The sequence below is a fragment of the Streptomyces sp. NPDC049879 genome, assembly GCF_044461265.1.
In the GTDB taxonomy this organism is placed as follows: Bacteria; Actinomycetota; Actinomycetes; order Streptomycetales; family Streptomycetaceae; genus Streptomyces.
The window spans coordinates 842062-867821 of sequence record NZ_JBITKT010000003.1; the positions used below are offsets into that span (position 1 = coordinate 842062).

The 25760-nt window shown below is 74.7% G+C and carries 19 protein-coding genes, 1 rRNA gene and 1 pseudogene; 7 read left to right on the forward strand and 14 right to left on the reverse strand.

Going from position 1 to position 25760, the window contains the following annotated elements; translation table 11 throughout:
- Positions 1–388 precede the first annotated feature (388 nt).
- The 4 genes from ald to ACIBPC_RS14755 all read right to left on the reverse strand — a co-directional run bounded on the left by ald (position 389) and on the right by ACIBPC_RS14755 (position 6137).
- Complete coding sequence (gene ald / locus ACIBPC_RS14740) at positions 389–1504, reverse strand: alanine dehydrogenase (protein ID WP_398844302.1); 1116 nt, start codon at positions 1502–1504, stop codon at positions 389–391.
- A gap of 134 nt (positions 1505–1638) precedes the next feature.
- Positions 1639–3741: an AAA family ATPase gene (locus tag ACIBPC_RS14745; protein ID WP_398844304.1), complete on the reverse strand. Its 2103-nt coding sequence runs from the start codon at positions 3739–3741 to the stop codon at positions 1639–1641.
- A 57-nt stretch (positions 3742–3798) separates the two neighbouring features.
- Entirely contained in the window at positions 3799–4446 is a 648-nt protein-coding gene (locus ACIBPC_RS14750) for an NUDIX hydrolase (RefSeq protein WP_362964917.1), read from the reverse strand.
- Positions 4447–4475: 29 nt separating this feature from the next.
- Positions 4476–6137 (reverse strand): CTP synthase, encoded by a 1662-nt coding sequence (locus tag ACIBPC_RS14755; protein ID WP_398844395.1) that lies wholly within the window; start codon positions 6135–6137, stop codon positions 4476–4478.
- A 314-nt stretch (positions 6138–6451) separates the two neighbouring features.
- Between ACIBPC_RS14755 and ACIBPC_RS14760 the strand changes: the two genes are divergently transcribed.
- Together ACIBPC_RS14760 and ACIBPC_RS14765 are read left to right on the forward strand one after the other, a co-directional pair.
- Entirely contained in the window at positions 6452–8317 is a 1866-nt protein-coding gene (locus tag ACIBPC_RS14760) for a glycoside hydrolase family 15 protein (protein ID WP_362964919.1), read from the forward strand.
- Positions 8318–8555: 238 nt separating this feature from the next.
- Positions 8556–9590, forward strand: coding sequence for a LacI family DNA-binding transcriptional regulator (locus tag ACIBPC_RS14765; RefSeq protein WP_398844307.1), 1035 nt, complete (start codon positions 8556–8558; stop codon positions 9588–9590).
- 11 nt (positions 9591–9601) lie between these two features.
- Here ACIBPC_RS14765 and ACIBPC_RS14770 read toward each other — a convergent pair whose 3' ends face one another.
- The 6 genes and pseudogenes from ACIBPC_RS14770 to ACIBPC_RS14795 form a co-directional block, all read right to left on the reverse strand.
- On the reverse strand, positions 9602–10738 hold the full coding sequence (locus tag ACIBPC_RS14770; RefSeq protein WP_362964923.1) for a glycosyltransferase family 4 protein: 1137 nt from the start codon (positions 10736–10738) through the stop codon (positions 9602–9604).
- Between the two features lie 185 nt (positions 10739–10923).
- Positions 10924–12705 carry a DNA repair protein RecN gene (recN, locus tag ACIBPC_RS14775; RefSeq protein WP_398844310.1) on the reverse strand — a complete coding sequence of 594 codons (1782 nt, stop codon included), beginning with the start codon at positions 12703–12705 and terminating at the stop codon, positions 10924–10926.
- A gap of 101 nt (positions 12706–12806) precedes the next feature.
- A complete protein-coding gene (locus tag ACIBPC_RS14780) occupies positions 12807–13763 on the reverse strand; it encodes an NAD kinase (protein ID WP_362964927.1) in 957 nt (318 codons plus the stop codon).
- On the reverse strand, positions 13760–14584 hold the full coding sequence (locus ACIBPC_RS14785) for a TlyA family RNA methyltransferase (RefSeq protein WP_398844397.1): 825 nt from the start codon (positions 14582–14584) through the stop codon (positions 13760–13762). Before ACIBPC_RS14785 ends, ACIBPC_RS14780 begins: the two co-directional genes overlap by 4 nt.
- A gap of 4 nt (positions 14585–14588) precedes the next feature.
- On the reverse strand, positions 14589–14858 hold the full coding sequence (locus tag ACIBPC_RS14790) for a hypothetical protein (protein ID WP_362964932.1): 270 nt from the start codon (positions 14856–14858) through the stop codon (positions 14589–14591).
- An 818-nt stretch (positions 14859–15676) separates the two neighbouring features.
- Positions 15677–15892: pseudogene (locus tag ACIBPC_RS14795) on the reverse strand (GatB/YqeY domain-containing protein); the annotation flags it as partial.
- Between the two features lie 424 nt (positions 15893–16316).
- Between ACIBPC_RS14795 and ACIBPC_RS14800 the strand changes: the two are divergent.
- Complete coding sequence (locus tag ACIBPC_RS14800) at positions 16317–17156, forward strand: siderophore-interacting protein (RefSeq protein WP_398844312.1); 840 nt, start codon at positions 16317–16319, stop codon at positions 17154–17156.
- 15 nt (positions 17157–17171) lie between these two features.
- Here ACIBPC_RS14800 and ACIBPC_RS14805 read toward each other — a convergent pair whose 3' ends face one another.
- Positions 17172–18227, reverse strand: a complete 1056-nt coding sequence (locus tag ACIBPC_RS14805) for an HAD hydrolase-like protein (protein ID WP_398844315.1) — start codon at positions 18225–18227, stop codon at positions 17172–17174.
- 46 nt (positions 18228–18273) lie between these two features.
- Between ACIBPC_RS14805 and ACIBPC_RS14810 the strand changes: the two genes are divergently transcribed.
- The gene (locus ACIBPC_RS14810; RefSeq protein ID WP_398844318.1) at positions 18274–19518 is read left to right on the forward strand and encodes a DUF1015 family protein; all 1245 of its coding nucleotides are present in this window, start codon (positions 18274–18276) and stop codon (positions 19516–19518) included.
- 14 nt (positions 19519–19532) lie between these two features.
- Here ACIBPC_RS14810 and ACIBPC_RS14815 read toward each other — a convergent pair whose 3' ends face one another.
- Positions 19533–20663 carry a hypothetical protein gene (locus ACIBPC_RS14815; protein WP_398844321.1) on the reverse strand — a complete coding sequence of 377 codons (1131 nt, stop codon included), beginning with the start codon at positions 20661–20663 and terminating at the stop codon, positions 19533–19535.
- Positions 20664–20996: 333 nt separating this feature from the next.
- Here ACIBPC_RS14815 and ACIBPC_RS14820 point away from each other — a divergent pair, with 333 nt between their 5' ends.
- On the forward strand, positions 20997–21572 hold the full coding sequence (locus ACIBPC_RS14820; protein WP_398844324.1) for a GNAT family N-acetyltransferase: 576 nt from the start codon (positions 20997–20999) through the stop codon (positions 21570–21572).
- Positions 21569–23353 (forward strand): IucA/IucC family protein, encoded by a 1785-nt coding sequence (locus ACIBPC_RS14825; protein ID WP_398844326.1) that lies wholly within the window; start codon positions 21569–21571, stop codon positions 23351–23353. The genes ACIBPC_RS14820 and ACIBPC_RS14825 overlap by 4 nt, the downstream gene beginning before the upstream one ends.
- Here the strand turns inward: ACIBPC_RS14825 and ACIBPC_RS14830 are convergent.
- A complete protein-coding gene (locus ACIBPC_RS14830; protein ID WP_398844400.1) occupies positions 23344–24156 on the reverse strand; it encodes a hypothetical protein in 813 nt (270 codons plus the stop codon). The genes ACIBPC_RS14825 and ACIBPC_RS14830 overlap by 10 nt on opposite strands.
- Before the next feature lie 42 nt (positions 24157–24198).
- Between ACIBPC_RS14830 and ACIBPC_RS14835 the strand changes: the two genes are divergently transcribed.
- Positions 24199–25314 carry a hypothetical protein gene (locus ACIBPC_RS14835; RefSeq protein WP_398844402.1) on the forward strand — a complete coding sequence of 372 codons (1116 nt, stop codon included), beginning with the start codon at positions 24199–24201 and terminating at the stop codon, positions 25312–25314.
- 126 nt (positions 25315–25440) lie between these two features.
- On the opposite strand, the gene rrf is transcribed toward ACIBPC_RS14835, so the two are convergent.
- Positions 25441–25557, reverse strand: a 5S ribosomal RNA gene (gene rrf, locus ACIBPC_RS14840).
- Positions 25558–25760 lie beyond the last annotated feature (203 nt).

Genomic DNA, 25760 nt, shown 5'->3' on the forward strand with positions numbered 1-25760 from the left:
CCTGGGTGTCCTCCCCCGGGAGTAATTGTCGACTCATTCACAAGTCGTCTTACCTCCTTGGGGACCAGGAAACATCTGGACAGAGTCAGCGTTGCACCATGCCGACGATTGGCGACTCTATGGCGTGTCGGCGGTCGACAGCAACACAATCCGCCGGACCGGCACGGATGTGTCGGCCGTCGAACATTCGCCTGTCAACCGCACAAGGCTCGCCAGTGGGACGTTTCTCCGGGCCGCGAAACGGTCAAAGGGCCATCTTCGCCGCGAGTCGACGCCCCGTCGGGGAGTGGCCGGAAGCCGACCCGCCGGGGAACGGGCGGCGTGGCGCCGACGCGGTGTGTGACATTCCCGATGTTGACGCCGGGAGTTGACCGGCGTGTCCGCGCGGTCAGGCGAGCACGGAACGGAGTTCGGCGTGCGGCAGACCGTGGGCCTCGGCGACCGGACCCGAGACGACCTCGCCCTCGTGCACGTTGAGCCCGAACGCGAGCGCCGGGTCGTGCCGCAGCGCGTCGCGCCAGCCGTGCCGGGCGAGGCGGGAGATGTACGGGAGGGTCGCGTTGGTTAGCGCCCAGGTCGAGGTGCTCGGGACGACGCCCGGCATGTTGGCCACGCAGTAGAACACCGACTCGTGGACGCGGAAGGTGGGTTCGGCGTGGGTCGTGGGGCGCGATCCCTCGAAGCAGCCGCCCTGGTCGATCGCGATGTCGACAAGGACACTCCCGGGCTTCATCCGTGACACCAGGTCGTCGGAGACCAGTTTCGGCGCGCGGGCGCCGGGCACGAGGACCGCGCCGACGACGAGGTCGGCGTCGAGGACGGCGCGCTCCAGCGCGTACGCGTTGGAGGTGGCGGTCTGGACGCGCGTGCCGAAGATGCGGTCGGCCTCGCGCAGCCGGGCGGCGTCGGTGTCGAGGAGCGTCACGTGGAAGCCCATGCCGACGGCGATCTGCGTCGCGTTGAAGCCCGAGACGCCGCCGCCGATGACGACGGCGCGCCCGGCCGGGGTGCCCGGGACGCCGCCGGGCAGCACACCGCGGCCGCCCGCGGAGCGCATCAGGTGGTACGCGCCGACCTGCGGGGCGATCCGGCCCGCGACCTCGGACATCGGGGCGAGCAGCGGGAGCGCGCGCGCCGGTGTCTCGACGGTCTCGTACGCGATGGCGGTGGTGCCGGAGGCGAGCAGCGCGTCGGTGCACTCCCGGGACGCGGCGAGGTGCAGGTAGGTGAAGAGCACCTGGTCCTTGCGGAGGCGGTGGTACTCCTCGGCGACCGGCTCCTTGACCTTGAGCACGAGGTCGGCGCCGCCCCAGACGTCGTCGGCGGTGGGCAGCAGCGTGGCGCCCGCGGCGGTGTACTCGTCGTCGGGGATGGCGGAGCCGACGCCGGCGCCGCGTTCGACGGTCACCTCGTGCCCTGCCGTGACGAGTTCGTGCACACCGGCGGGGGTGATGGCGACGCGGAACTCGTTGTTCTTGACCTCGCGGGGGATGCCGACCTTCATGGGGGATCACGTTCCTCGGCTTGTGAAGCGTGTGAAGCTTCGGGAGCACTGCCAGCCAGCGCCGCTTCGACCAGTCTATTGAAGGAGCTAAGGTTGTCCAGCCTTGCTTTCAGTCAGCATGTGCGACGTAGCGGCTATGTTTCGAAAGTGGTGGCCTCGGGCAGCAGGGAGACGTCGTGTGTCAGGAGCGCGTCGGCCGCCGCCCGGTGCCGGTCCGCGCCCGGGGTGTCGCCCTGACGGTCGGCGTACTCCGCGAGCCGCAGGCGCAGCGCCGCCTGGAGCCGTGTGTCACCGGCGCGGACGGCGAGGCGCAGCGCGTCCGTCGCCATGCGTTCGGCGTCCCGCGTCCGGTCGGCGTGCTCCAGGACGCGTGCCGCCTCGGCGAGCGCGCGTGCCTGCGCGGGCACGTCGCCGCGCCGCCGGTGCGCCGCGCCCGCCGCGCGCCAGGCGCGCAGGGCGTCCGTCCACTCCTCGGCGCAGGCGAGTGCCGCGCCGATGCGGGCGTGGAGCCGGGCCGTTCCGTCCAGGTCGCCGCGCGACTGGGCCAGCGTCAGGGCGCGGCCGTACCAGTCGGCGGCCCGCTGGCGGTCGCGCAGTTCGGTGTACGTGTCGCCGATCGATTCGAGCGCCCGGCCGAGGGTGGCGGGGTCGGCCTGGTCGCGTTCGTCCCTGGCCGCGTCGAGCGCCGCGCGGTAACGGGCGAGCGCGGCGGTGTGGCGGCCCGCCCGCGCGTCGATGTCCCCCAGGTTGAGGTGCGCGGCGGCCAGTTCGCGCGGCAGGCGCTGCCGGGTGGCGACCTCGACGACGAGACCGTGCAGCTCGTACAGCTCGCGGGCCGCGCCCCCGGCGCCCCGGTGCGCGACGAGCGCGTGGGTGAGGGCGGAGAGCAGGCGCCGGGCGAGCGTGTCGAGCCCGCCGTCGGCGACGGCCAGCCGGGCGGCGGCGAGGAGCGCGCCGCGCCGCGCGTCGAGCCACCCGGCGGCGGCCTCCCCCGTCTCGAAGCGGAGCGCGGCGGGGAGCCCGGAGAGCCAGCGTCTGGCGGCGGATCCTGGCGGCTCGGTGACGGCCTCGGCGGCGCGGAGGCGGCGTACCGTCCGTTCGAGCATCCGGGCGCGGGCGAGGACGACCTCGGCCGGGCGTTCCTGGGTGCGGACGAGGGTGTGCAGGAGCGTCTCGAAGCAGGCGGGCAGGACGTACTGGCCCGGTTCCGGCGCGGGACGCAGCAGGCCGAGGGTGGCGAACTCGGCGAGGGCCGCGCGCGCGGCCTGCACGGGGCAGCCCGCGAGGGCGGCGGCGGTGTGGGCGTCCACGGGTCCCGCGGGCGCCAGGGTGAGCAGGCGCAGGAGCCGGGCGGCCGGTGCGGGCAGGGAGGCGTGGACGAGTCCGAACGCGCGGCGCAGCGGCCCGTCCGCGAGTCCGGCGTCCGCCGCCGCGTCGTCGTCCTCCCCCTCGTCCCCGTCCTCCGCGGGGCGTTCCGCCGTGTCCAGGAGCGGGCCCATGTGGTCGGTGCGCATGCGGTGCAGCGCGTCCGCGACCGTCGCCTCCGGGTGGGCGCCGAGCCACCCGGCCGCCAGCACGAGGGCGGCGGGCAGGTCGGCGCACTCCTCGGCCAGGCTCTCGGCGGCGGTGGGGTCCACGGTGATGCGGACGGGTCCTGCGCCCCGCGCCAGCAGCCGTACGGACGTCTGCCGGTCGAGCCCGCCGAGCGTGCAGGGGCGTACGTCGGGCACGCCGGTCAGCGGGCCGCGCGCGACGGCGACGACGAGGCAGTCGCGGCTGTCGGGGACGAGGTCGGCGAGTTGCGCGCCGTCGTGCACGTCGTCGAGGACGAGGACGGCGCGCCGCTCCTGGAGCGCGTCGCGGAGGGTGTCGCTCAGTTCGGCGTCGTCGGCGCCCGGCGGGGCGGCCTCGCCCAGGGCGTCGAGCAGCGTACGGGCGGCGCGCCCGGTGGGGACGGCGGCGCCGCCCGGGTCGGTGAGGCGGACGTGGAGCACCCCGTCCGGGTGGTCGCCGTCGGCGGCCAGCTCGCGGGCGAACTTGCCCGCGAGTGCGGTGCGGCCGGTGCCGGGCCGCCCGGCGATCAGCAGGACGCGGCAGCGGGGTGCGGGGCGCCCCGCGAGAGTGTCGAGACCGGCCCGTGCGATGTCGGAGCGCAGCGCCGCCAGCTCGCGGCGGCGGCCCAGGAACTCGGGCGCCGGTGGCCCTTCGGTGACTGTCTGGTGCGTCACGTCCGTCACGGGCCCGAGCGTATGCCACGGTCCCCGCGCGGGCCGGTCAGGACACGTCAGGGCACGTCAGGCGCTGAACGGGCGGGCCGGCCAGGGAGCGTTCGCCGGGCGCAGCGACTCCAGGCCGCCGTCGGCGGTGCGCGCCGCCTGGAGGGCGAGCACGCCGACGGCGAGGCAGGTGTTGTGCAGGCGGCCGTCGAGGACCGCGCGGACCAGGTCGCCGAGCGGCACGCGGGCGAGCCGCATGTCGGCCTCCTCCTCGGTGGCAGCGAACCGCTCGCCCGTGGCGTCGGACAGGCCGGTCGCGAGGAAGATCCGCACCGCCTCGTCGGAGCCGCCCGGCGACGTGTAGACGTCGGCCAGGACGTGCCACTCGTCCGCCTTGACGTGGGCCTCCTCGTACAGCTCGCGCTGCGCGGCGTGCAGCGGGTTCTCGCCCGGCACGTCGAGGAGTCCCGCGGGGATCTCCCAGAGCTTGTGCCGCACGGGGTGGCGGTACTGCTCCAGGATCACGACCTCGTCGTCGTCCCCCAGGGCGAGCACGGCCACCGACCCCGGGTGCACCTGGTAGTCGCGGCGGGCGGCGGAGCCGTCGGGCATCACCACCTCGTCGGCGCGGACGCTGGTCTTGGCGCCCGTGAAAGGGGTCTCCGTGACGGTGACGGACCAGTGTGCCGGTGTGTCGGCGAGGAAGTCGCCGGTCTGCTCGGTCATGGCAGTCAGTCTCCTATGCCCCCGCCGCCCTACGCGTCCCCGCCCGGCGCCTCGCCACGCGCGGCCACCGCCGCGCCGATCAGCCCGGCGAACAGCGGGTGCGGGCGCGTCGGGCGCGAGCGCAGCTCCGGGTGCGCCTGGGTGGCGACCAGGTACGGGTGGACCTCGCGCGGGTACTCGACGTACTCCACGAGCTGGTTGTCGGGCGAGGTGCCGGAGAAGAGGAGCCCGGCCTTCTCCAGCTCGGCGCGGTAGGCGTTGTTCACCTCGTACCGGTGGCGGTGCCGCTCCTCGACGGTCTCGGCGCCGCCGTACACCTCGCGCACGATCGAGCCCTCGGCGAGCCGCGCCGGGTACATGCCCAGGCGCATCGTGCCGCCCATGTCGCCCTCGCCGCCGACGATGTCCAGCTGCTCCTCCATGGTCGAGATGACCGGGTGCGGGGTGCCCTGGTCGAACTCGGTGGAGCCCGCCGTCTCGATGCCGGCCAGGTGGCGCGCGGCCTCGATGACGATGCACTGGAGGCCCAGGCACAGCCCGAGCAGCGGGACGCGGTTCTCCCTGGCGAAGCGGATCGCGGAGATCTTGCCCTCCACGCCGCGCTCGCCGAAGCCGCCGGGGACGCAGATCGCGTCCACGTCGCCGAGCTGCTCGGCGGCGCCGGACGCGGTGCGGCAGTCGTCGGAGGTGACCCACTTGACGCGGACCCGCGCGTTGTTCGCGAAGCCGCCCGCGCGCAGCGCCTCGGTGACGGAGAGGTACGCGTCGGGCAGGTCGATGTACTTGCCGACGAGCGCGACCGTCACGTCGTGCTCCGGGTGGTGGACGCGGCGCAGCAGGTCGTTCCACTGCGTCCAGTTGACGTCGCGGAACGGCAGGTCGAGGCGGCGCACCACGTACGCGTCGAGGCCCTCCTCGTGCAGCACCTTGGGGATGTCGTAGATCGACTTGGCGTCGATCGCGGCGACGACGGCCGCGTCGTCCACGTCGCACATCAGCGAGATCTTGCGCTTGATGGCCGTCGGGACCTCGCGGTCGGCGCGCAGCACGATCGCGTCCGGCTGGATGCCGATGCTGCGCAGCGCGGCGACCGAGTGCTGCGTCGGCTTGGTCTTCAGCTCGCCCGAGGGGCCGATGTAGGGCAGGAGGGAGATGTGGACGACGAAGACGTTGTCCCGCCCCACCTCGTGCCGCACCTGGCGCACGGACTCCAGGAACGGGAGCGACTCGATGTCGCCGACCGTGCCGCCGACCTCGGTGATGACGACGTCCACGTCGTCGCTCGCCATGCGGCGGATGCGGTGCTTGATCTCGTTGGTGATGTGCGGGATGACCTGCACGGTGTCGCCCAGGTACTCGCCGCGCCGCTCCTTGGCGATCACGGTCGAGTAGATCTGCCCGGTCGTGACGTTGGCGGAGCCGTCGAGGTCCACGTCGAGGAAGCGCTCGTAGTGGCCGATGTCGAGGTCGGTCTCCGCGCCGTCGTTGGTGACGAACACCTCGCCGTGCTGGAAGGGGTTCATCGTGCCGGGGTCGACGTTCAGGTACGGGTCCAGCTTCTGCATGGTGACGCGCAGGCCGCGCGCCTTCAGGAGCGCTCCGAGACTGGACGCGGTGAGCCCCTTGCCGAGCGAGGAGGCGACCCCGCCGGTGACGAAGATGTGCTTGGTCGTCGTGGTGCTGGGCGGAATGGCCAAAGGGAGCTCCCGTGGTCGCGAGGTCGGATGCGTGACAGCGCCCGGCGGAGGCGGTGCCTCGCATCGGGGTGGGTGCCGTCGCTGGATGTCGGGGGTTCGGCTGCCCTCCGGTCCACGGGCTACCAGGGTAACAGCGGACGGGAGCGGGCGGCGGCGCGGGCGGCCGCTGAGGACTCGCTGAAGAGTCGCTGAACCCGATTCCGACTTATCGCACCCAAGGTGAACAAGCTCACCCCGCCCCGCGACGACGGCCCCCGCGCGCGACGCGCGGGGAGCCTGGTGCCGTCGTATTCTGCTCGGACGCTCGAATGGGCGACGAAACCCGCACGTCCCACGGGGGGCGGAGCGCTGTTCGACTGGAGACGCAAGTGGCCGGGCGTATCGAGGACTACGCACTCGTCGGGGACATGCAGACCGCCGCGCTCATCTGCCGGGACGGCTCGGCCGACTGGATGTGTCTGCCCAGATTCGACTCCCATGCCGTGTTCGCCGGGCTCCTGGGCACCGAGGAACACGGCTTCTGGCGGCTGGGGCCCGCCCACGGCAAGGACGCTCCCCCGCCCCCGGCCAGCCGGCGGCGCTACCGGGGCGACTCCCTCATCCTCGAGTCCGAGTGGGACACCCCGCGCGGCACGGTCCGGGTGATCGACTTCATGCCGCCGCGCGGCACGGACGCGCCGCAGCTGGTGCGCATCGTGGAGGGCGTCAGCGGCCGGGTGCCGATGCGCTCGGTGCTGCGCATGCGGTTCTCCTACGGCTGGGTCGTGCCGTGGGTGCACAAGGTGGAGGACCGCACGGTCGCCGTCGCCGGGCCCGACTCGGTGTGGCTCGACACGAGCGTGGACACGTACGGCAAGAACCTGACGACGTACTCCGACTTCACCGTCGCCCCGGGCGACCGGGTCGCCTTCGCGATCAGCTGGCAGCCGTCGCACAAGGAGCCGCCGCCGGTGCCGCAGCCGGAGGAGGCGCTGGAGACGACCGCCGAGTTCTGGCGCGACTGGGTCGCCCAGTGCACGTACCACGGGCCGTACCGCGAGGCCGTGGTCCGCTCGCTGATCACGCTCAAGGCGCTGACGTACGCGCCGACCGGCGGCATCGTCGCGGCGCCGACGACCTCGCTGCCCGAGGAGATCGGCGGCTCGCGGAACTGGGACTACCGCTTCACCTGGCTGCGCGACGCGGCCATCACCCTCTCGTCGCTGCTGCGCACGGGCTACCACGAGGAGGCGCGCGCCTGGCGCGAGTGGCTGCTGCGCGCGGTCGCGGGCGATCCGCAGAACCTCCAGATCATGTACAGCATCGCGGGCGACCGCGAGCTGTCCGAGGCGGAGCTGAGCTGGCTGCCCGGCTACGAGAACTCGCAGCCCGTCCGCGTCGGCAACGGCGCGGCGGCCCAGCTCCAGCTCGACGTGTACGGGGAGGTCACCGAGGCGCTGCACCTGGCGCACATGACCGGCCTGGCCCGCAACGATCACGCCAATCTCCTCCAGCTCAAGCTGATCCGCTACCTGGAGGACCACTGGAACGAGCCGGACGAGGGCATCTGGGAGGTGCGCGGCCCGCGCCGCCACTTCGTCCACTCGAAGGTGATGGCCTGGGTCGCCGTGGACCGCACCGTGCGGCTGATCGAGTCCGGCGAGGTGGACGGCCCGCTGGAGCGCTGGCGCGACCTGCGGGACGAGATCCACCGCGAGGTCTGCGAGAAGGGGTACGACAAGGAGCGCAACACGTTCACGCAGTCGTACGGGTCCAAGGAGCTGGACGCCTCCCTGCTGCTCATCCCGCAGATGGGCTTCCTGCCGCCCGACGACAAGCGCGTGATCGGCACCATCGAGGCGATCCAGCGCGAGCTGTCCACGCTGGACGGCTTCATCCTGCGCTACCCCACGGCGGGCGACCAGGCGGGCGTGGACGGCCTGGAGGGCGACGAGGGCGCGTTCCTCGCCTGTTCCTTCTGGCTGGCGGACGACCTGGCGATGATCGGCCGGGTGGACGAGGCGCGCAAGCTCTTCGAGAAGCTGCTCGCCCTGCGCAACGACCTCGGGCTGCTCGCCGAGGAGTGGGACCCGCGGCGGATGCGGCAGGTGGGCAACTTCCCGCAGGCCTTCAGCCATGTGCCGCTGATCGACACCGCCCTGCGGCTGACGGCCTCCGGCGCGTACGGCGGCTGAGCGCACGGACGCGGCGCCGCCGGGGCCGGACGGCCCGGCGGCGCGGTGGCCGGATCTGTACGGTGCACCGGGCAGATCCGGCCGTCTTCCGGCCCTGCGCGGCGGGCGCGGCCCCCGTACGTGCCGGGGGGTGACGCGGGACCCCGGGCGCGGCGAGGATGAAAGCGCTCTCCCGCGCGTCCCGGCACACCCGCGCGCCGGGGGAACGCCGACGAAACCATCGGGAAAGGAGCGTCCGGTGCAGCCGGCCCATCCCACCCTGGAGGCCGTGGCGGCGCACGCCGGGGTCTCCCGCGCCACCGTCTCCCGCGTCGTGAACGGCACCCCCGGCGTACGGCCCGAGCTGCGCGAACGCGTCCGCCGCTCGGTCGCGGCGCTCGGCTACGTCCCGAACTCCGCGGCCCGCAGCCTCGTGACCCGCCGCACCGGCGCCGTGGCCGTCGTGATCGCCGAGCCGGAGACCCGCGTCTTCGCCGACCCGTTCTTCGCCCAGCAGCTGCGCGGCATCGGCAGCGAGCTGTCGGCGCACGACACGCAGCTACTGCTGATGCTGCTGGAGGGCCGCACGGACTACGAGCGCATCGAGCGCTACCTGTCGGGCGGCCACGTGGACGGCGTGCTGATGTTCTCGGTGCACACCGACGACCCCCTGCCGGCCATGGCGGCGGCCTCGGGGCTGCCCACGGTGTACGGCGGCCGCCCCGGCTGGCCGGGCGCGGCGGACGGGCCGGGGCCGCTGTACGTGGACACGGACAACCGCGACGGCGCCCGCCAGGCCGTACGGCACCTCCTGGCGCGCGGCAGGCGGCGCATCGCGGTGGTCACCGGGCCGCTCGACCAGACGGCCGCCGTGGACCGGCTGGACGGCTATCTCGACGCCATCGGCCGCGCCGCCCCCGATCCGGCGCTGCTCGTCCACGGCGACTTCACCGTGGAGGGCGGCGCCCGCGCCATGGCGGAGCTGCTCGACCGCACCCCCACACCGCCCGACGCGGTGTTCGCGGGCAACGACCTGATGGCCACCGGCGCGCTGCGCGTGCTGCGCGCCCGGGGGCTGCGGGTGCCCGACGACGTGGCGGTGGTGGGGTACGACGACCTCGAACCGGCCGCCTGGTCGGAACCGGCGCTGACGACCGTGCGGCAGGACGTCCGCCGGATGGGCGAGCTGATGGCCGCGCTGCTGCTGCGCCTGCTGCCGCCCGGCAGCCCCCAGGGGGAGCCGCCCGCGCCGATCATCACCCCGGCGCGGCTGGTCGTGCGCGACTCGGCCTGACGCCGCGTTCCTCAGCCGGCGCGCGTCAGCTCGTCGTAGACGCTGAGGACCTGCGCGACCGTCGTGTCCTCCGTCGGCCAGCTCCCCGCCCGCACCCGGCCCGCGGCGGCGAGGCCCGCGCGCCGCGCCGGGTCCCCCAGCAGCACGCGCACCGCCGCCCCGAGCGCCACGGGATCGCCGTACGGCACCAGGACCGCCGCGTCCCCCACCATCTCGGGGACGCCGCCGACCGCCGTCGCGACCAGCGGCACGCCGCCCCGCAGCGCCTCAAGCGCCAGCGGCGCCCGCCCCGCCCACTCGACGACGAGCAGCGCCGCGTCGGCCGCCGCGAGCAGCCGCGCGGGGTCGGGGCAGCCGCCGAGCAGGCGCACGGGCAGCCGTTCGCGGTCGATGCGCCGCTGGAGGGCGGCCCGCCCAGGCCCTTCCCCGGCGACAAGCAGCAGCGGCTGCGGGGTGAGGCCGCGCCAGGCGCGGGACGCGGTGAGCAGGACGTCGAGGCTGGGGTCGCGGTCGAGGCGGGTGACGGTCAGCAGCAGCGGTCTGTCGGTCGCCCCGAGGTCGGCGCGCAGCTTGTGCGGGTCGGGGTCGAGGCCGTCGGTGTCGGGCGCGGACTGCTCCGGCGGCGGGGACGGGAGGGCCACGGGGGCCAGCCGCGCGTCGCGGGCGCCGCGCCGCCTGGCCCGTTCGACCAGGTCGGAGGTGGCGCCCAGGACGACGGACGCGGTGCGCGCGACCCAGCTCTCGGTCAGCTGCCGGACGCGGGCGCGCAGCCCGGGGGTCGTCGAGCGGGTGTGCCAGGTGACGACGAGGGGGCTGGTGTCGCGGCGGCGGCGCGCGAGGGCGGCGAGCGTCCCGGCGCGCATGCCGTGCGCGTGGACGAGGTCGGCCCCGGCGCAGACGGTCCGCAGGATGCCGACGGCGGCCCGCCGCGTGGTGATGGGGACGGGCACGAAACGGGCGCCCGCGCCGGTGAAGTCGTAGCGCCGCTCGGCGGAGGCGGGGGCGCAGACGGTGACGGTCAGGCCGCGCGCGACGAGCCCGGCCGACAAGGACCTGACGTGGACGCCGGTGCCCGCGCTGCCGCCGCCGAGGAGCTGGACGACGTGCGCCGGGCCGCGGCCGTGGGGACCGGCGGACGGGCCGCTCACGGCGCCACCCGCCCGGAGCCCGGCTCCGGCCGGGACGTCCGTCCCCCGGGTGCGTGCGCCCGCAAGGCGCCGGATCGTGCTCGCGGGCGCGCGTGGCTCACGGCGGCCTCTCGTTCGCTGGGGTCGCGGGGGCTCCAGGATGCCAGTCCCGGCGCCGCGTACGGTAGCGCGGCCACTCGCACGGGCTATCCCCGGCCGAGCCGGGCGGCGGTGGCGAGGAGTTCCTCGGCGTGGGCGCGGGCGAGGCGGGAGTCCTCCTGTCCGGCGAGCATGCGGGACAGCTCGCGGATCCGGCCCTCGCCGTGGACCGTGCGGACGCCGCTGCTGGTCACCGTGCCGTCGCTGGTCTTCTCGACCACCAGGTGCCGGTCGGCGAAGGCGGCGACCTGCGGGAGGTGCGTGACGACGACGACCTGCGCCGACTCGGCCAGCTTCGCGAGGCGGCGGCCCACCTCGACCGCCGCCTTGCCGCCGATGCCCGCGTCCACCTCGTCGAAGAGGTACGTGGGGACCGGCGCGGCGTCGGCGAAGACGACCTCGATGGCGAGCATCACGCGGGACAGCTCGCCGCCGGACGCGCCCTTGGCGATGGGGCGGGCGGGGGCGCCGGGGTGGGGGGCGAGGAGGAGTTCGACGTCGTCGGTGCCGTGGGGGCCGTACGCGACCTGGCGGCCGTCGATGTCGAGCGCGTCCTCGTCGGGCGCGGCGGCGGGCTGGGTGACGGAGAACTGGACGCGGGCGTGCGGCATGGCGAGCTGCGTCAGCTCGGCGGTGACGGCGTCGGCGAAGCGCTTGGCGGCGTCGTTGCGGGCGTCGGTGAGGGTGCGGGCGAGGTCGGTCAGCTCCTCGCGCAGGCGGGCGCGTTCGGCGGCGAGGGTGTCGATGCGGTCGTCGTCGCCCTCCAGTTCGGCGAGGCGGGCGGCGCCGCGTTCCGCCCAGGCGAGGACGGCGGAGCAGCCGTCCTCCTCGGCGGCCGCGCCCGGCTCGGCGTACTTGCGGACGAGGTGGGCGAGGGCGGCGCGGCGTTCCTCGACGGCGGCGAGGCGCAGGGGGTCGGCGTCCAGGCCGTCGGCGTATCCGGCGAGTTCCTGCGCGACGTCGGCGAGGAGGATGCCGACCTCGCCGAGCCGGTCGGCGAGTCCGGCGAGCGCCGCGTCGTGGCCGCGCACGGCGTTCAGCGCGCGGTGGGCGCCGGCGACGAGGGTCCCGGCGTCCACGCCCTCGGGGTCCGCCGGGTCCCCGGCGAGCGCGCCGTGGGCGACGGCGGCGGCGGAGGCGAGGGCCTCGGCGTGGCCGAGGCGTGCCGCCTCGGCGGCGAGTTCGGTGTCCTCGGCGGGGCGCGGCTCGGCGGCGGCGATCTCGTCGAGGCCGAAGCGGAGGAGATCGGCCTCCTGGGCACGTTCGCGCGCGCGGGTGGTCAGTTCGGTGAGCGTGCTGTTGACGGCGCGCAGGCGGCGGTACGTCTCCAGGTAGGCGGCGAGCGGCGCGGAGACGGCGTCGCCCGCGTACCGGTCGAGCGCGCCGCGCTGGCGCGCGGGCCGCAGCAGGCCCTGCTGGTCGGTCTGCCCGTGGACGGCGACGAGGTCCTCGCCCAGCTCGGCGAGCAGTCCCGCGGGGACCGAGCGGCCGCCGACGTGGGCGCGCGATCTGCCCTCGGCCGAGACGGTCCTGCTGATCAGCAGGGCGCCGTCGTCCAGCTCGGCGCCCGCCTCCACGGCCCTGCGGGCGGCGGGGGCGCCGTCGGGCACGGCGACACGGCCCTCGACGACGGCGGCGGCGGCCCCGGCCCGTACGTACCCCGCGTCGCCGCGTCCGCCGAGCAGCAGCCCGAGGCTGGTGACGACCATGGTCTTGCCGGCCCCGGTCTCGCCGGTCACGGCGGTGAATCCGGTGGACAGCTCGACCACGGCGTCGTCGATCACGCCGAGGTCCTTGATCCGCATCTCCTCCAACACGGATACGACCATACGAGGTTCGGGGGCGCGATGGCGACGACGGCACCCGAACATCAGTACGGAAATCGCACGGATACCGTGCGGAGGCTCCCGCGGAGGGCCCGTACGGAAGATCAGTGCGGCGCCCCGCGCCACCCCGCCACCGGCAGCGCGAACTTCGCCACCAGCCGGTCCGTGAACGGCGCGTGGTGCAGCCGCGCGAGCCGTACGGGCACGGCCCCGCGCCGCACCTCCACCCGCGCGCCCGCGGGCAGTTCGACCGTACGGCGGCCGTCGCACCACAGGACGCCGGGTCCCGTCCCCGGCCGCACCTCGACCGCGAGGACCGAGCCCGGCGCGGTGACCAGGGGCTTGGCGAAGAGCGCGTGCGCGCTGATCGGCACCATCAGCAGCGCCTCCACCTCCGGCCAGACGACCGGCCCCCCGGCGGAGAAGGCGTACGCGGTGGAGCCGGTGGGCGTGGCGCAGACCACACCGTCGCCGCCGAAGCCGGAGACGGGGCGGCCGTCCACCTCGGTGACGACCTCGAGCAGCCGTTCGCGCGCGGCCTTCTCGACGGACGCCTCGTTGAGCGCCCAGTCGGTGTGGCGCGTGCCGCCGTCGACGAGCACGGTGACGTCGAGCGTCATGCGCTCCTCGACCTCGTAGTCCCGGCGCACCACGCGGTCCACGACCTGGTCGAGGTCGTCGCGCTCGGCCTCGGCGAGGAAGCCGACGCGCCCGAGGTTGACGCCGAGCAGCGGCACGCCCGTGGCGCGCGAGAACTCGGCGCCGCGCAGGAGCGTCCCGTCCCCGCCCAGGACGACGAGCAGCTCGCAGCCCTCGACGGCGGCGCGGGCGCCGTCGTCGGTGGGCGCGGTCTTCACGATGCGCTCGGCCGACCCCGGCAGGTCCAGGTCGGCGGCCTCCTCGGCGAGGACGCGCACGCCGATGCCGTGGCCGAGGAGGCCGCGGACGACGAGTTCGGCGCTGCGGATGGCGGCGGGGCGCCCGGTGTGGGCGAGCAGGAAGACGGTGCGCTCCGGCGCCGGTCGCCCGGTCCCGCCGGAGCTGCGTGGGCTGTCGGTCACTGGGGTCCCTCTGTCACGGCGTGGTCGAGGTCGGCCGGGTCGAGTGGCGGCGCCCCGGCGTGGAGCCAGAGAAAGTATTCAACATTGCCGGACGGGCCGGGCAGCGGGCTTGCCGTGACGCCGCGCACACCGAGGCCGAGCCCGGCGGCGCGGTCGGCGACGCCGCGCACGGCCTCGGCCCGCAGCGCCGGGCTGCGGACGACGCCGCCGCTGCCGAGCCGTTCCCTGCCGACCTCGAACTGCGGCTTCACCATCAGGACGAGGTCCGCGTCCGGCGCGGCGCAGCGCACGAGCGCGGGGAGCACCAGGCCGAGGGGGATGAACGACAGGTCGCCGACGACCAGGTCCACGGGCTCGCCGCCGATGGTGTCGAGGGTGAGGTCCCGTACGTTGGTGCGGTCCCGGACGGTGACGCGCGCGTCGGCCTGGAGGGACCAGGCGAGCTGCCCGTAGCCGACGTCCACGGCGACGACGTGCGCGGCGCCCGCGCGCAGCAGGACGTCGGTGAAGCCGCCCGTCGAGGCGCCCGCGTCGAGGGCGCGGCGGCCCTCCACGCGCAGTCCGTGCGGGGTGAAGGCGGTGAGGGCGCCCGCGAGTTTGTGGCCGCCGCGCGAGGCGTAGCCGGGGTCGTCTGCGTCCTCGGTGACGAGGAGGGCGGCGCCGGTGGCGACCTGGGTGGCGGGCTTGGCGGCGCGGGTGCCGTTCACGGTGACGCGTCCGGCCTCGATCAGGGTCCTGGCGTGGTCGCGGGAACGGGCGAGCTTGCGGCGGACGAGTTCCGCGTCGAGCCGGGCGAGGCGGCCCTGGGTGGCGGGTGGCATCGGGTCACATCCCCGGAGCGGGGCGGTCGAGGCCCGCCAGGGTCTCGCGCAGCGCGCGGTGGACGTCCTCGTACACCTCGGGGTGGCCCGCCACTCCGATGCGGTCGGCGTCGGCGAGGCGCTGGAGGTGCGCGTCGAGCGGGGCGTGGCCGGTGGGCCTGACGCCGATGCCGAGCGGCTGCGGTCCGTCGTCGGGCGTGGCGCCCTCGGCGGCGTCCCCGGGCGGGAGCTGCCCGCCGGGGGTTTCCGGGGAGGCGGAAGGGGACTCGTCCATGCCCCCGACGCTACCCGGTGCCCGGGCCACCGCTCCGCCGCGCCACCGGTCCGGCGGGCGGGGCGTGTCGATTCGTCGATACGAGCGCGACGGCGGCGCCTGCCGAAGGGGTCGGTGCCGCGCGCCCCGGTCCGGTCGGGCGACGGATCGAAGCCCGGCGATGCCACCCGGCTGCCGAATCGCAGTCCTGACAGTGGGCCGGTGTTCCCGGTGCGGAGGAGCCGGGCGGCGGCCCAGGGCGGGTTGACGCCGGTGAAGGCTGTCGGGAAGATCCCGGCGGACGGCCGCGGGTCCGCTTCGAGGAGCGCAGGCCGCCCCGGCAGTGGCGCGGTTGGACATCCGACACGCAGGCGAGCTTGAAGTGTCCGACGACGCGCCAGGCGATCCGCGCCGCCTCGGGGTCGTCCAGGCAGGGCATCACGAGGAAGCCGGGTGTCTTCGCGCGCGCCTGCGCCGACCGACATCCGGGATGCGGAAGCCGAACGCGGAGTATCCGCCTCCGGTCTGACGCACACCGGCCCGCAGGCCGTCCGCGTCCGACACGACCCGCCAGTCGGGTACCGGCACACCGACAGCGCGGGCGGCCTCGCACGTGCGGCTCTTGCTGGTCGGCAGCGCACAGCGGCCGGTGCGAACGGGGTGCGCGGAGGTCGCGGAGGCATGCCCGAAACGGGGGTGTCCGTGACAACAACGGCGGCGGCTTCGACTTCGGCGACCTGCCCGACATCGAGTTCCCGCCCAACCGCGACTGACCGCGGCCCGGCATGAGGAAGGCCCCCCCGGCGCACGACGCGCCGGGAGGGCCTTCCGCCGTTCTCCCGCCCGCCCTCGGCCCGCCCGGCGACCTTCGGGTTCACGATCTTCATCACCGCGCCCATCGCCCGCGGCACCTCGGCACCACCGGCGCGCACCTCCGCCACGACGTCCGCGACGAGCCCGTCCAGCTCCTCGTGCCGGACAGCGCCGGGCAGCCGGTGCGCGGTCGCCTTTCCGCCACGGCTCCCCCGCCCGGGGCACACGGCCCACACCCGCCGGGCTCCGTTGCCGGACTCCCTCCGGGCAGCGACCCGCGCAGGACCTCGCCGCGTTGTCGAAGGAGGACGTCCGCGCGAGCGCGTCCCTGTGACCCGCGACGCACCCCATCGGGCATGGCCCAGGACCGCCGCGTCCGACCCCCCGGAGCGGCCCGTCCACGGGATCGGACGCCCCCTTCCACCGCCACGCACCGCGCGCCGCGCCGCACGGGCGCCCCCGGCGCGCTTCCCGTCCGCCGCCACGCGGCCTCCCCCGCGCCCCACGAGTTAGGTTAGCCTAACCTCGCTTTCGGACCTCGTGCCCCGGCTCCCACCGGGGGCAGTGCAGGGCCCCGCGTCCGCGTCCCACCGTGCCGCGCGCCGCCGCCCCGGCACGCCCCCGCCCGGCCGGGCGCGGCCCGCCTCACAGGAAAGGACCCGCACCATGGCCACGGCTCCCTACGCGTTCTTCGACCTCGACGTCCTCCGCACGTCCCGCCTCAGCCCCGGTTTCGCCCGCGTCACCCTCGGCGGCGGGCAGATCGCCGCCGTCGGACACGCCGGCCGTGACCAGCGCGTCAAGCTCTTCGTGCCCCAGCCTGGCCACCGGACGATCGCCGTCCCCCGCGACCAGGGCGCCGACTGGTGGACCGCCTGGCAGCGGATGCACCCGGCCGAACGCGCGTCCATGCGCACCTACACCGTGCGCGAACTGCGCCGCGACGCGGGCGAGCTGGACATCGACTTCGCCCTGCACCCCCATCCGGGGCCCGCCGCCGAGTGGGCCACGACCGTCCGCCCCGGCGACCCCGCGACCATCCTGGGCCCCACCCAGGACGAGAACGCAGGCATCGGCTTCCACCCTCCCGCAGGCACCGACGCCGTCCTGCTGGCCGGTGACGCCTCGGCGCTGCCCGCCATCGCGGGCATCCTCGCCTGGCTCCCGCCGGGCACCCGCGCCACCGTCCTCGTCGAGACGGCCGACGCCGCCGACCGCCAGCACCTGCCCACCCACGCCGACGCCGACATCACCTGGCTCACCCACGCCGACGCCCGCCCCGGCACGGACGACAGCCCCCTGCTCGCCGCCCTGCGCTCCACCCCGCTCCCCGGCAGCGCGCCGTACGCCTGGGTCGCGGGCGAGGCGGGCTGCGTACGGGCGCTGCGCCGCCACCTCGTACGCGAACGCGGCATCGACCGCCGCCACATCACGTTCACGGGCTACTGGCGGCGCCACGCCTCCGAGGACACGCTCATGCAGGAGGCCATCGCCGCCGCGGCCTGACGCGGAACGGGCGGGCTACGCGCCGAGCCCCAGCCGCTCCAGCGCCTCGTCCGCCGGAAGCCCGCAGCGCCCCTCCCCCGCGTCGGTCCACGCCGCCGCGCACAGGGCGCGCAGGCCGTCCAGCGCGTCCCCCTCGCCCTCGACGGCGAGCCGCCCGTCGCGTACGAGCGCGCGGACGCCGCCGCACCGCCAGCCGTCGCCGTCCCGCACCACCTCGGGGTGCGGGACGAGCAGGCCGCGCAGGTCGGCGGCGACGTACGTCGGCCGGTGGTCGGGCCGGGCCGCCAGCAGCACGGCGGGCGTGGTCACACCGGTCAGCACGAGCAGCGAGTCCACGCCCCCGGCGTACGCCCCCTCGATGTCCGTGTCCAGCCGGTCCCCCACCACCAGCGGGCGGCGCGCGCCGGTCCGCAGGATCGTCTCGCGGTGCATGGGCGGCAGCGGCTTGCCGGCCACGACGGGCCCCTCCTCGCGCCCGGCGGCGAGGCGCACGACCTCGACGGCCGTCCCGTTGCCCGGCATGATGCCGCGGCCGCTGGGGATGGTCAGATCGGTGTTCGACGCGTACCACGGCACGCCGCGCGAGACCGCGAGCGCCGCCTCGGACACCAGCGCCCAGCGCATGTCGGGCCCGCCGTACCCCTGGACGACGGCGACCGGCCCGTCGTCGGCGGAGTCCACCGGGACGAGGCCGCGTTCGCGCAGCGCGACGCGCAGGCCCTCGCCGCCCGAGCACAGCACGCGCGACCCGGCGGGGACGTCGTCCGCGATCACGCGCGCCACGGCCTGCGCCGACGTGACGACCTCGGAGGCGTCGGCGGGCACGCCCAGGCTCGTCAGGTGCCCGGCGACCGTCTCGGGCGTCCGCGCCGCGTTGTTGGTGACGTAGGCGAGCCCCATCCCGTCCGCCTCGGCGGCGCGCAGCGAGGCGACGGCGTGCGGCAGGGCGTCGCCGCCCGCGTAGACCACACCGTCCAGGTCGAGGAGCGCGGTGTCGTACGCCGTGTGCAACTCCCGCTCGGAGGCGTCGGGTCGCGAGCGAGGCGTCCCCGGAATCTTCGTATCAGTCATCTCGCACCGATCATCCCCCATCACACCGGCGGCCTACGATGCGAGGGTGCGCACCGCAGGCCTCGATCTCGCCCCGTTCCGCGCCCTGCGCTACGCGACCGGCCGCGTGGCGGGGCTCGCCGACGTCACCTCGCCGCCGTACGACGTCGTGGTCAGGCCGGACGGGCAGCGCGCGCTGGAGACCGCCGACCCGCACAACATCGTGCGGCTCATCCTCCCGCCCTCCCCCGACCGCGCCGCCGCCACGCTCACCGCCTGGCGCCGCGCGGGCGTCCTCGTGACCGAAGACCTGCCCGCCCTCTACGTCTACGAGCAGCGCGCCTCCGGCACGGTCGTCCAGCGCGGCCTCATCGGCGCCCTGCGCCTGACCCCGCCCGCCGAACGCACCGTGCTGCCCCACGAGGACGTGATGCCCGACGTCGTCGCGGAACGGGCCGCGCTCCTGCGCGCCACGGCCACCAACTTCGAGCCCCTGCTCCTCTCCTACCGCGGCCACGCCGACGACGCCGCCGCGGCCCTCGTGGAACGCACCGCCGCCAGCGCCCCGGACACCTCCCTCACCACGGACGACGGCATGGCGCACCGGCTGTGGCGCGTCACCGACCCGGCCGGACAGTCCGCCGCGACGCGCGCCCTGGCGGCCCACCGCGCCCTGATCGCGGACGGCCACCACCGCTGGGCCACCTGCCTGCGCCTGCGCGACGAGCACGGCGCCCGGCCGCCGTGGGACCGGACGCTCGTGCTGCTCGTGGACACCGCCAGGTACCCGCTGCGCGTGCAGGCGATCCACCGGGTCCTGCCGGGCCTGGCCCCGGCGGACGCGCTCGGCCGCGTCACCGGCGCGTTCCGCGTCCGCCAGGTCACGGGCCCGCTCGACGCCGCGCTGCGCTTCCTGGACGGCACGCCGGGCACCGCGTTCCTGCTCGCGGGCGCGGGCACGTTCCACCTGCTCGACCGTCCCGATCGCGCGCTGCTCGACCGCACGGTCCCCGGCGGCCGTCCCGACGCGTGGCGCCGCCTCGACGCGACGGTGCTGCACGCCACGCTGCTCGACGCGGTGTGGCGCGTCCCCGACCGGCCGGGCGGCATCGCGTACCTGCACGACGCCGCGGCGGCCGTCACCCAGGCGGAACGCCTCGGCGGCACCGCCGTCCTGCTCCGCCCCGTCCGCGAGGACACCGTCCTGGCGCTGGCCGAGCAGGGCGTCACGATGCCCCGGAAGTCCACCTCGTTCGGCCCGAAACCGGCCACGGGCCTCGTGATGCGGTCCCTGGCCGACGAGGAGGACTAGGGCTCGTCCCCGGCTCACGCCGGACCGGCCGCCGCCGCCCACTGGTGGGCGCTGCCCTGGTGGACGGCGGCGTAGACGCGGTCGCGCAACAGGTTGGCGTCCTGGTCGGTGAGGGTGCGGTCCAGGTGCCGCAGGACCACCTTGAGGAGCACGTTCTTCTGATCCGGCCGGGCCCCGAGCCGTTCCAGTGCCTGCGGCGGGAGTTCGGCGCATGGCGTCTCGGCCAGGATCCCGACGCTCTCCACGCAGTCGGCGTCGGCGCCGAGCGCGTCGCGGACCCGGTCGCCGAGGTCTTCCGCCAGGTCGTCGCGGTCGACGGCCACGGACAGGTCCCGGCGGACGGCGGGCATGGCGGACACGGGCCGGTACGGGCTCAGGTCGGTCATCTGCGCGTCCACGGACGGGTCGGCCGACCGCAGGGCGCGGATGTCCGGGATGCCCTTGAGCAGCATCAGCATCCGGTCGAGCCCCATGCCGAGCGCGAGTCCGCTCCACGAGGCGCCGAGCCCGGCGCGCGCGAGCACCGCCGGATGCGCCAGGCCGCACTCCGCCACCTCGATCCACTCGCCGCCGCGTTCCACGTCCACCTGGCGGCCGGAGAGGGTGTACGGGTGGACGCGGTCCTCGTGGCGGTGCTTCGCCCCGGGGAGCAGCGTTTCGACGAGGGTGGTGACCATGCCGTCGAGGTCGGTGGTGGTCATGGGGGCCGGGCGGCGGGTGACGCGCCACAGGTCGAGCTGGTGGGGCGTGCCGGTGTGCAGGCGGTCGATGCTGTCCCGGCGGTAGACCAGCCCGGGGCAGACGAGGAGTACGTCGTCGGCCGGGTCCGCCGCCAGGGCGCGCAGCGCGGCGGGGATCAGCGCGCTGGAGTGGCTGCGCAGCATGTGCCGGTCGTCGGCGTAGCGGGTGTAGCGGGCGTCGCGGGTGATGTCGTCGGGGCGGAAGCCGAGGTTGTCGTAGTTGTCCTCGACGGTGACGACGCGTTCGCCCCGGCACCACCGGACCTGGCAGCCCCAGCGGTCCGCCAGCGCCTGGACGGCGTCGGTGAGGACGAGTTGGAGCGCGTGCGGTCCGGCGGCGGGGTCGGTGAGGTCCCGGACGGAGAGGTCGCGGGCGAGCTGTTCAGCGGTGAGACGGGCGGGCATGTCGGCCTCCTGGCCACGGAGCGGTGACGGGGTTTCGGGAACCCCCCGGCCCCGGGGCCCAGCCGCTCGGTGGGGACGGCCCGCTCAGTTCCGCGGACGTGGCGAGGTCCGACCCCTGCGGCGCCCTTCGGGGGCCAGGGGGCCGGTAAATCGGCGAGAGATCGCTACGACGGCCACGTTCCCACTGTAACGCGCGCCCGGCGCAAGGCCTCGGTTGTCTCCGCCGGGCGGCCACCGGTGACCGGCTGACGCCCCGTCCGGCCCGCTGGCCCCAGAAGATTAGGTTAGGCTAACCTCACTCTCGGTCGTTCCCCCCGCGCTCCCGGGAGTCCCATGCGTACACCCCTCTTCGCCCGGCACGACGCACGCCTCGGCGAGTTCGCGCTGCGCCCGGTCGATCCCGACCGCGACACCCCCCTCCTGCACCGCTGGCTTACACACCCCAAGTCGGCGTTCTGGCTGATGGGCGACGCCACCGCCGAGGACGTCGGCAAGGAGTACCGCGCCCTCGCGGCGTCACCGGCGCACGACGCGTTCCTCGGCCTCCACAAGGGCCGCCCCGCCTTCCTGACCGAACGCTACGACCCGGCGGCCGAGCCCGTCGGCCGCGCCTTCACGGTCCAGACCGGCGACATCGGCATGCACTTCCTCACCGCACCGGCCGACACCCCGCTGCCGGGCTTCACCCGCGCCGTCATCACGACCGTCATGGCGTTCCTCTTCGACGACCCGTCCGTCCGCCGCGTCGTGGTCGAACCCGACGTGCGCAACGAGGCGGTCCACCGGCTGAACGCCCTCGTCGGCTTCGAGGTCGACCGCACCGTCACCCTCCCGGGCAAGGAAGCCCTCCTCAGCTTCTGCACCCGCGAGCAGTTCACCGCCGCCGTCACGCCGGGAGCGACCCGATGACCGCCACCGACGTCACCGCACACCTCACACCCGGCCTGTGGGCGCGCGCCGAGCGGCACCTGATACGCAAGGCGCTCGCCGAGTTCTCCCACGAGCGCCTGTTCACCCCGCGCCAGGACCCCGCGGACGGCCGCTGGAGCGTCACCAGCGACGACGGCGCCGTCACCTACCGCTTCCCCGCGACCCGCCACGCGCTGGACCACTGGCACATCGACGCGGACGGCATCACCCGCGAACGCACGGCGGACGGCACCGCGCTCCCCCTGGACGCCCTCGCCTTCTTCATCGAGACGCGCGGCACCCTGGGCCTGTCCGACACCGTCCTGCCGACCTACCTGGAGGAGATCACCTCCACGCTCGCGGGGGCCGCCTACAAGCTGTCCCTCCCCGCCCGCTCCGCCGCCGACCTGGCGGCCGCCGACTTCCAGACCATCGAGGCCGGCATGACGGAGGGCCACCCCTGCTTCGTCGCGAACAACGGCCGCCTCGGCTTCGACTCCGCCGAGTACCACGCGTACGCGCCCGAGGCCGCCGCCCCCGTCCGCCTCGTCTGGCTCGCCGCGCGCCGCGACCTGGCCACCTTCACCTCATGCGCCGACCTGGACTACGAGACGCTGATCGCCGCCGAACTGGACCCCGCCACGCGCGCCGCGTTCGCCGGCCGCCTCGGCGCCCTCGGCCTCGACCCGGACGGCTACTACCTCCTCCCGGTCCACCCCTGGCAGTGGCACAACCGGCTGTCCGTCACCTTCGCGGGCGAACTGGCGCGCCGTCACCTCGTGCTCCTGGGCGAAGGCCCCGACGACCACCGCCCCCAGCAGTCGATCCGCACGTTCTTCAACGTCTCGCACCCGGAGAAGCACTACGTCAAGACGGCCATCTCCGTGCTCAACATGGGCTTCCTGCGCGGCCTGTCCGCCGCCTACATGGAGGTGACCCCGGCCATCAACGACTGGCTCGCCGAACTGATCGCCCGCGACAGCGTCTTCGCCGAGACGGGCTTCTCCATCCTCCGCGAGCGCGCCGCCATCGGCTACCACCACCGGCACTACGAGGCGGCCACACAGAAGGGCTCGCCCTACCTCAAGATGCTCGCCGCGCTCTGGCGCGAGAGCCCCGTCCCCACGCTCGCGCCCGGCCAGCGCCTGGCCACCATGGCGTCACTGCTGCACGTGGACCGGGACGGACGCTCCCTGGCCGCCGCGTTCGTCGCCGAGTCGGGCCTGCCCCCCGCCGACTGGCTCCGGCACTACCTGCGCGCCTACCTGACGCCGCTCCTGCACAGCATGTACGCGTACGACCTCGCGTACATGCCGCACGGCGAGAACCTCATCCTCGTCCTGGAGAACGGCGTCCCGCGCCGCGTCGTCATGAAGGACATCGCCGAGGAGATCGTCGTCATGAGCCCGGACGTCCCGCTCCCGCCGGAGGTGGAGCGCATCCGCGCCCGCGTGTCCGACGAGGAGTGGCCGCTCGCCGTCCTCACCGACGTCTTCGACTGCTTCTTCCGCTTCCTCGGCGCGACGCTGGACGAGGAAGGCGTGCTGGACGAGGAGACCTTCTGGGCCGCGGTCGCCGAGTGCGTCCGCGACTACCGGAAGGCCACCCCGCAGTTCGCCGAGCGGTTCGAGCGGTTCGACCTGTTCAAGGAGGAGTTCCCCCTCTCCTGCCTGAACCGCCTCCAGCTGCGCGACAACCAGCAGATGGTGGATCTGCAGGACCCGACGAGCCTGCTCCAGTACGCCGGGACCCTGCGGAACCCCCTCGCTCCCTACGCCTGACGCGGCTCCTCGTCGTCACCGTCGTCGTCATCCCCGTCGTCCTCGGCGGGACGGGACGAGTCCGCCGCCTCGGCCTTCTCCTCGTCCTCCTCGTCCTCGATCCCGTCCTCGTCGTCCAGGTCGGGGTCGAGGGCGTCGACGAACTCGACGCCGTCCAGCTCCGCCAGCCGGTCGGACGCGTTGGTGACGCCGCCCTGGTCGGCGTCGAGCGCCTTGGCGAACCAGGTGCGCGCCTCCTCCTCCCGGCCGACCGCGAGCAGCGCGTCCGCGTAGGCGTAGCGCAGGCGCGCGGTCCACGGGTGAACGGCGGTGGACGCCAGCTCGGGGCATTCGAGCGTGACGACGGCGGCGTCGGGCTGGCCGAGGTCGCGCCGCGCACCGGCGGCGACGAGCCGCATCTCGATCTGCCCGGCCTTGTCGAGCTGCTGCACCTCGGGCTCGCCGGCCATCGCCAGCGCGCGCTCCGGCCTGCCGATGCCGCGCTCGCAGTCGGCCATGAGCGGCCACAGGTGGACCGAGCCGGTCATGCGCCGCGCCGCGCGGAACTCCGTCAGCGCCTCCGCGTACTTCTCCACGCCGTACGCCGCGAACCCGGCGGCCTCGCGGACCGCGCCGACACGCGACGCGAGCCGCAGCGCGACACGGGAGTACGCGTAGGCGCGCTCCGGCTCCTCGTCCAGCAGGTTGGCCACCATGACGAGGTTCCTGGCGACGTCCACGGCGAGGGTCTTGGGCAGGCTGAGCAGCTCCTGCCGCACCGAGCGGTCGATCTCGTCGCCCGTCACCTCGTCGGGGATGGGCAGCCGCTGGGTGCGCTCACGGTCGGCGCGCCCCTGCTCGGAGCGGTGGAAGCCGCCCTCCCGCCGGAAGCCGCCACCGCGCGGACCGCCCCGGCCGTCCCTGCGGTCGTCGCGGCGGAAGCCACCGCCGCGCCCGTCACGCCGGTCGTCCTGGCGGGGCCGGTCCGAACGGGGCCGGTCGTCGTAGCGCGGCCTGTCGTCCCTGGGACGGTCGTAGCGCGGACGGTCGTCACGCGGCCTGAACTCCCGCCGCTCACCACCGTCACGCCCACGGTCACCCCACGGGCGATCCTGGCGCGGCCGGTCGTCACGACGGAAGCCCTGGCCGCTCCCACCACGGTCATCGCGCCGCTCACCACGCCTGTCGTCGTAGCGCGGCCTGTCGTCCCTGGGACGGTCGTAGCGCGGACGGTCATCGCGGGGCCTGAACTCCCGCCGCTCACCACCGTCACGCCCGCCCTCACGCCCACGGTCCCGGTCCCGGTCACCCCACGGGCGATCCTGACGCGGCCGGTCATCCCTGGGACGGTCGTAGCGGGGACGGTCGTCACGCGGCCTGAACTCCCGCCGCTCACCGCCCTCACGACCGCCGTCACGCCCACGGTCACCCCACGGCCGGTCCTGACGCGGCCGGTCACCGTATCGGGGCCGGTCGTCACGACGGAACCCCTGGCCGCTTCCACCGCGGTCGTCCCGCCGGTCATCCTGGCGCGGCCGGTCGTAGCGCGGCCGGTCATCCCTGGGACGGTCATAACGGGGACGGTCGTCACGCGGCCTGAACTCCCGCCGCTCACCACCGTCACGGCCACCCTCACGCCCACGGTCCCGGTCCCGGTCCCGGTCCCGGTCACCCCACGGGCGGTCCTGACGCGGCCGGTCGTCACGACGGAAGCCCTGGCCGCTTCCACCGCGGTCATCGCGCCGGCCGCCCCAGCGGTCGCCCGTACGCTCACCACGTTCGCCGCCGCGCTCGCCACGACGGTCGTCCGGGCGGTCACGCCAAGGCCGGTCGTCACGGCGGTCGTTGGTGTAGCGGGGCCGCTCGTCACGGCCTCCGCGGCGGTCGTCACGGCGGTCGTCGCGCCAATTCCCACCACCGCGGCGGAAACCACCACGCTCGTCATCGCGCCGCGGACCCCGCGACTCGCGCTCCGACCGTGACGGCCGCTCATCCGATGAATTCGTCATTGACTTGACTCCTGCCTCACACACACGAAAACGAAAAACAAAAAAGGACCTCTGGTTCTCCAGCATGTCGCTGAAGAACCAGAGGTCCTATCAAAGATTGTCCGGCGGCGACCTACTCTCCCACACGGTCCCCCATGCAGTACCATCGGCGCTGGAGAGCTTAGCTTCCGGGTTCGGAATGTAACCGGGCGTTTCCTCTCCGCCATGACCACCGGAACACTAGAAAGTGCTCCAAGCGAACAAGCACACTTTTCAGTTGACATTCAGCTGAAGCACTTCATCCCGCCAGGACATTCCTGTCCCGACAAGGGTGGCTTCAAAAAGCACAGTGGACGCGAGCATCTATGGACAAGCCCTCGGCCTATTAGTACCGGTCAACTCCACCTCTCACAAGGCTTCCATCTCCGGCCTATCAACCC

What these genes read in the sequence shown, in the direction of transcription:
- ACIBPC_RS14785 (WP_398844397.1), bottom strand. Translation starts at nt 14,584, where the DNA reads ATGCCACCCGCCACCCAGGGCCGCCTCGCCCGGCTCGACGCGGAACTC.
- recN (WP_398844310.1), bottom strand. Translation starts at nt 12,705, where the DNA reads ATGGTCGTATCCGTGTTGGAGGAGATGCGGATCAAGGACCTCGGCGTG.
- ACIBPC_RS14790 (WP_362964932.1), bottom strand. Translation starts at nt 14,858, where the DNA reads ATGGACGAGTCCCCTTCCGCCTCCCCGGAAACCCCCGGCGGGCAGCTC.
- ACIBPC_RS14805 (WP_398844315.1), bottom strand. Translation starts at nt 18,227, where the DNA reads ATGACTGATACGAAGATTCCGGGGACGCCTCGCTCGCGACCCGACGCC.
- ACIBPC_RS14750 (WP_362964917.1), bottom strand. Translation starts at nt 4,446, where the DNA reads ATGACCGAGCAGACCGGCGACTTCCTCGCCGACACACCGGCACACTGG.
- ACIBPC_RS14820 (WP_398844324.1), top strand. Translation starts at nt 20,997, where the DNA reads ATGCGTACACCCCTCTTCGCCCGGCACGACGCACGCCTCGGCGAGTTC.
- ACIBPC_RS14825 (WP_398844326.1), top strand. Translation starts at nt 21,569, where the DNA reads ATGACCGCCACCGACGTCACCGCACACCTCACACCCGGCCTGTGGGCG.
- ACIBPC_RS14815 (WP_398844321.1), bottom strand. Translation starts at nt 20,663, where the DNA reads ATGCCCGCCCGTCTCACCGCTGAACAGCTCGCCCGCGACCTCTCCGTC.
- ACIBPC_RS14800 (WP_398844312.1), top strand. Translation starts at nt 16,317, where the DNA reads ATGGCCACGGCTCCCTACGCGTTCTTCGACCTCGACGTCCTCCGCACG.
- ald (WP_398844302.1), bottom strand. Translation starts at nt 1,504, where the DNA reads ATGAAGGTCGGCATCCCCCGCGAGGTCAAGAACAACGAGTTCCGCGTC.
- ACIBPC_RS14760 (WP_362964919.1), top strand. Translation starts at nt 6,452, where the DNA reads ATGGGCGACGAAACCCGCACGTCCCACGGGGGGCGGAGCGCTGTTCGA.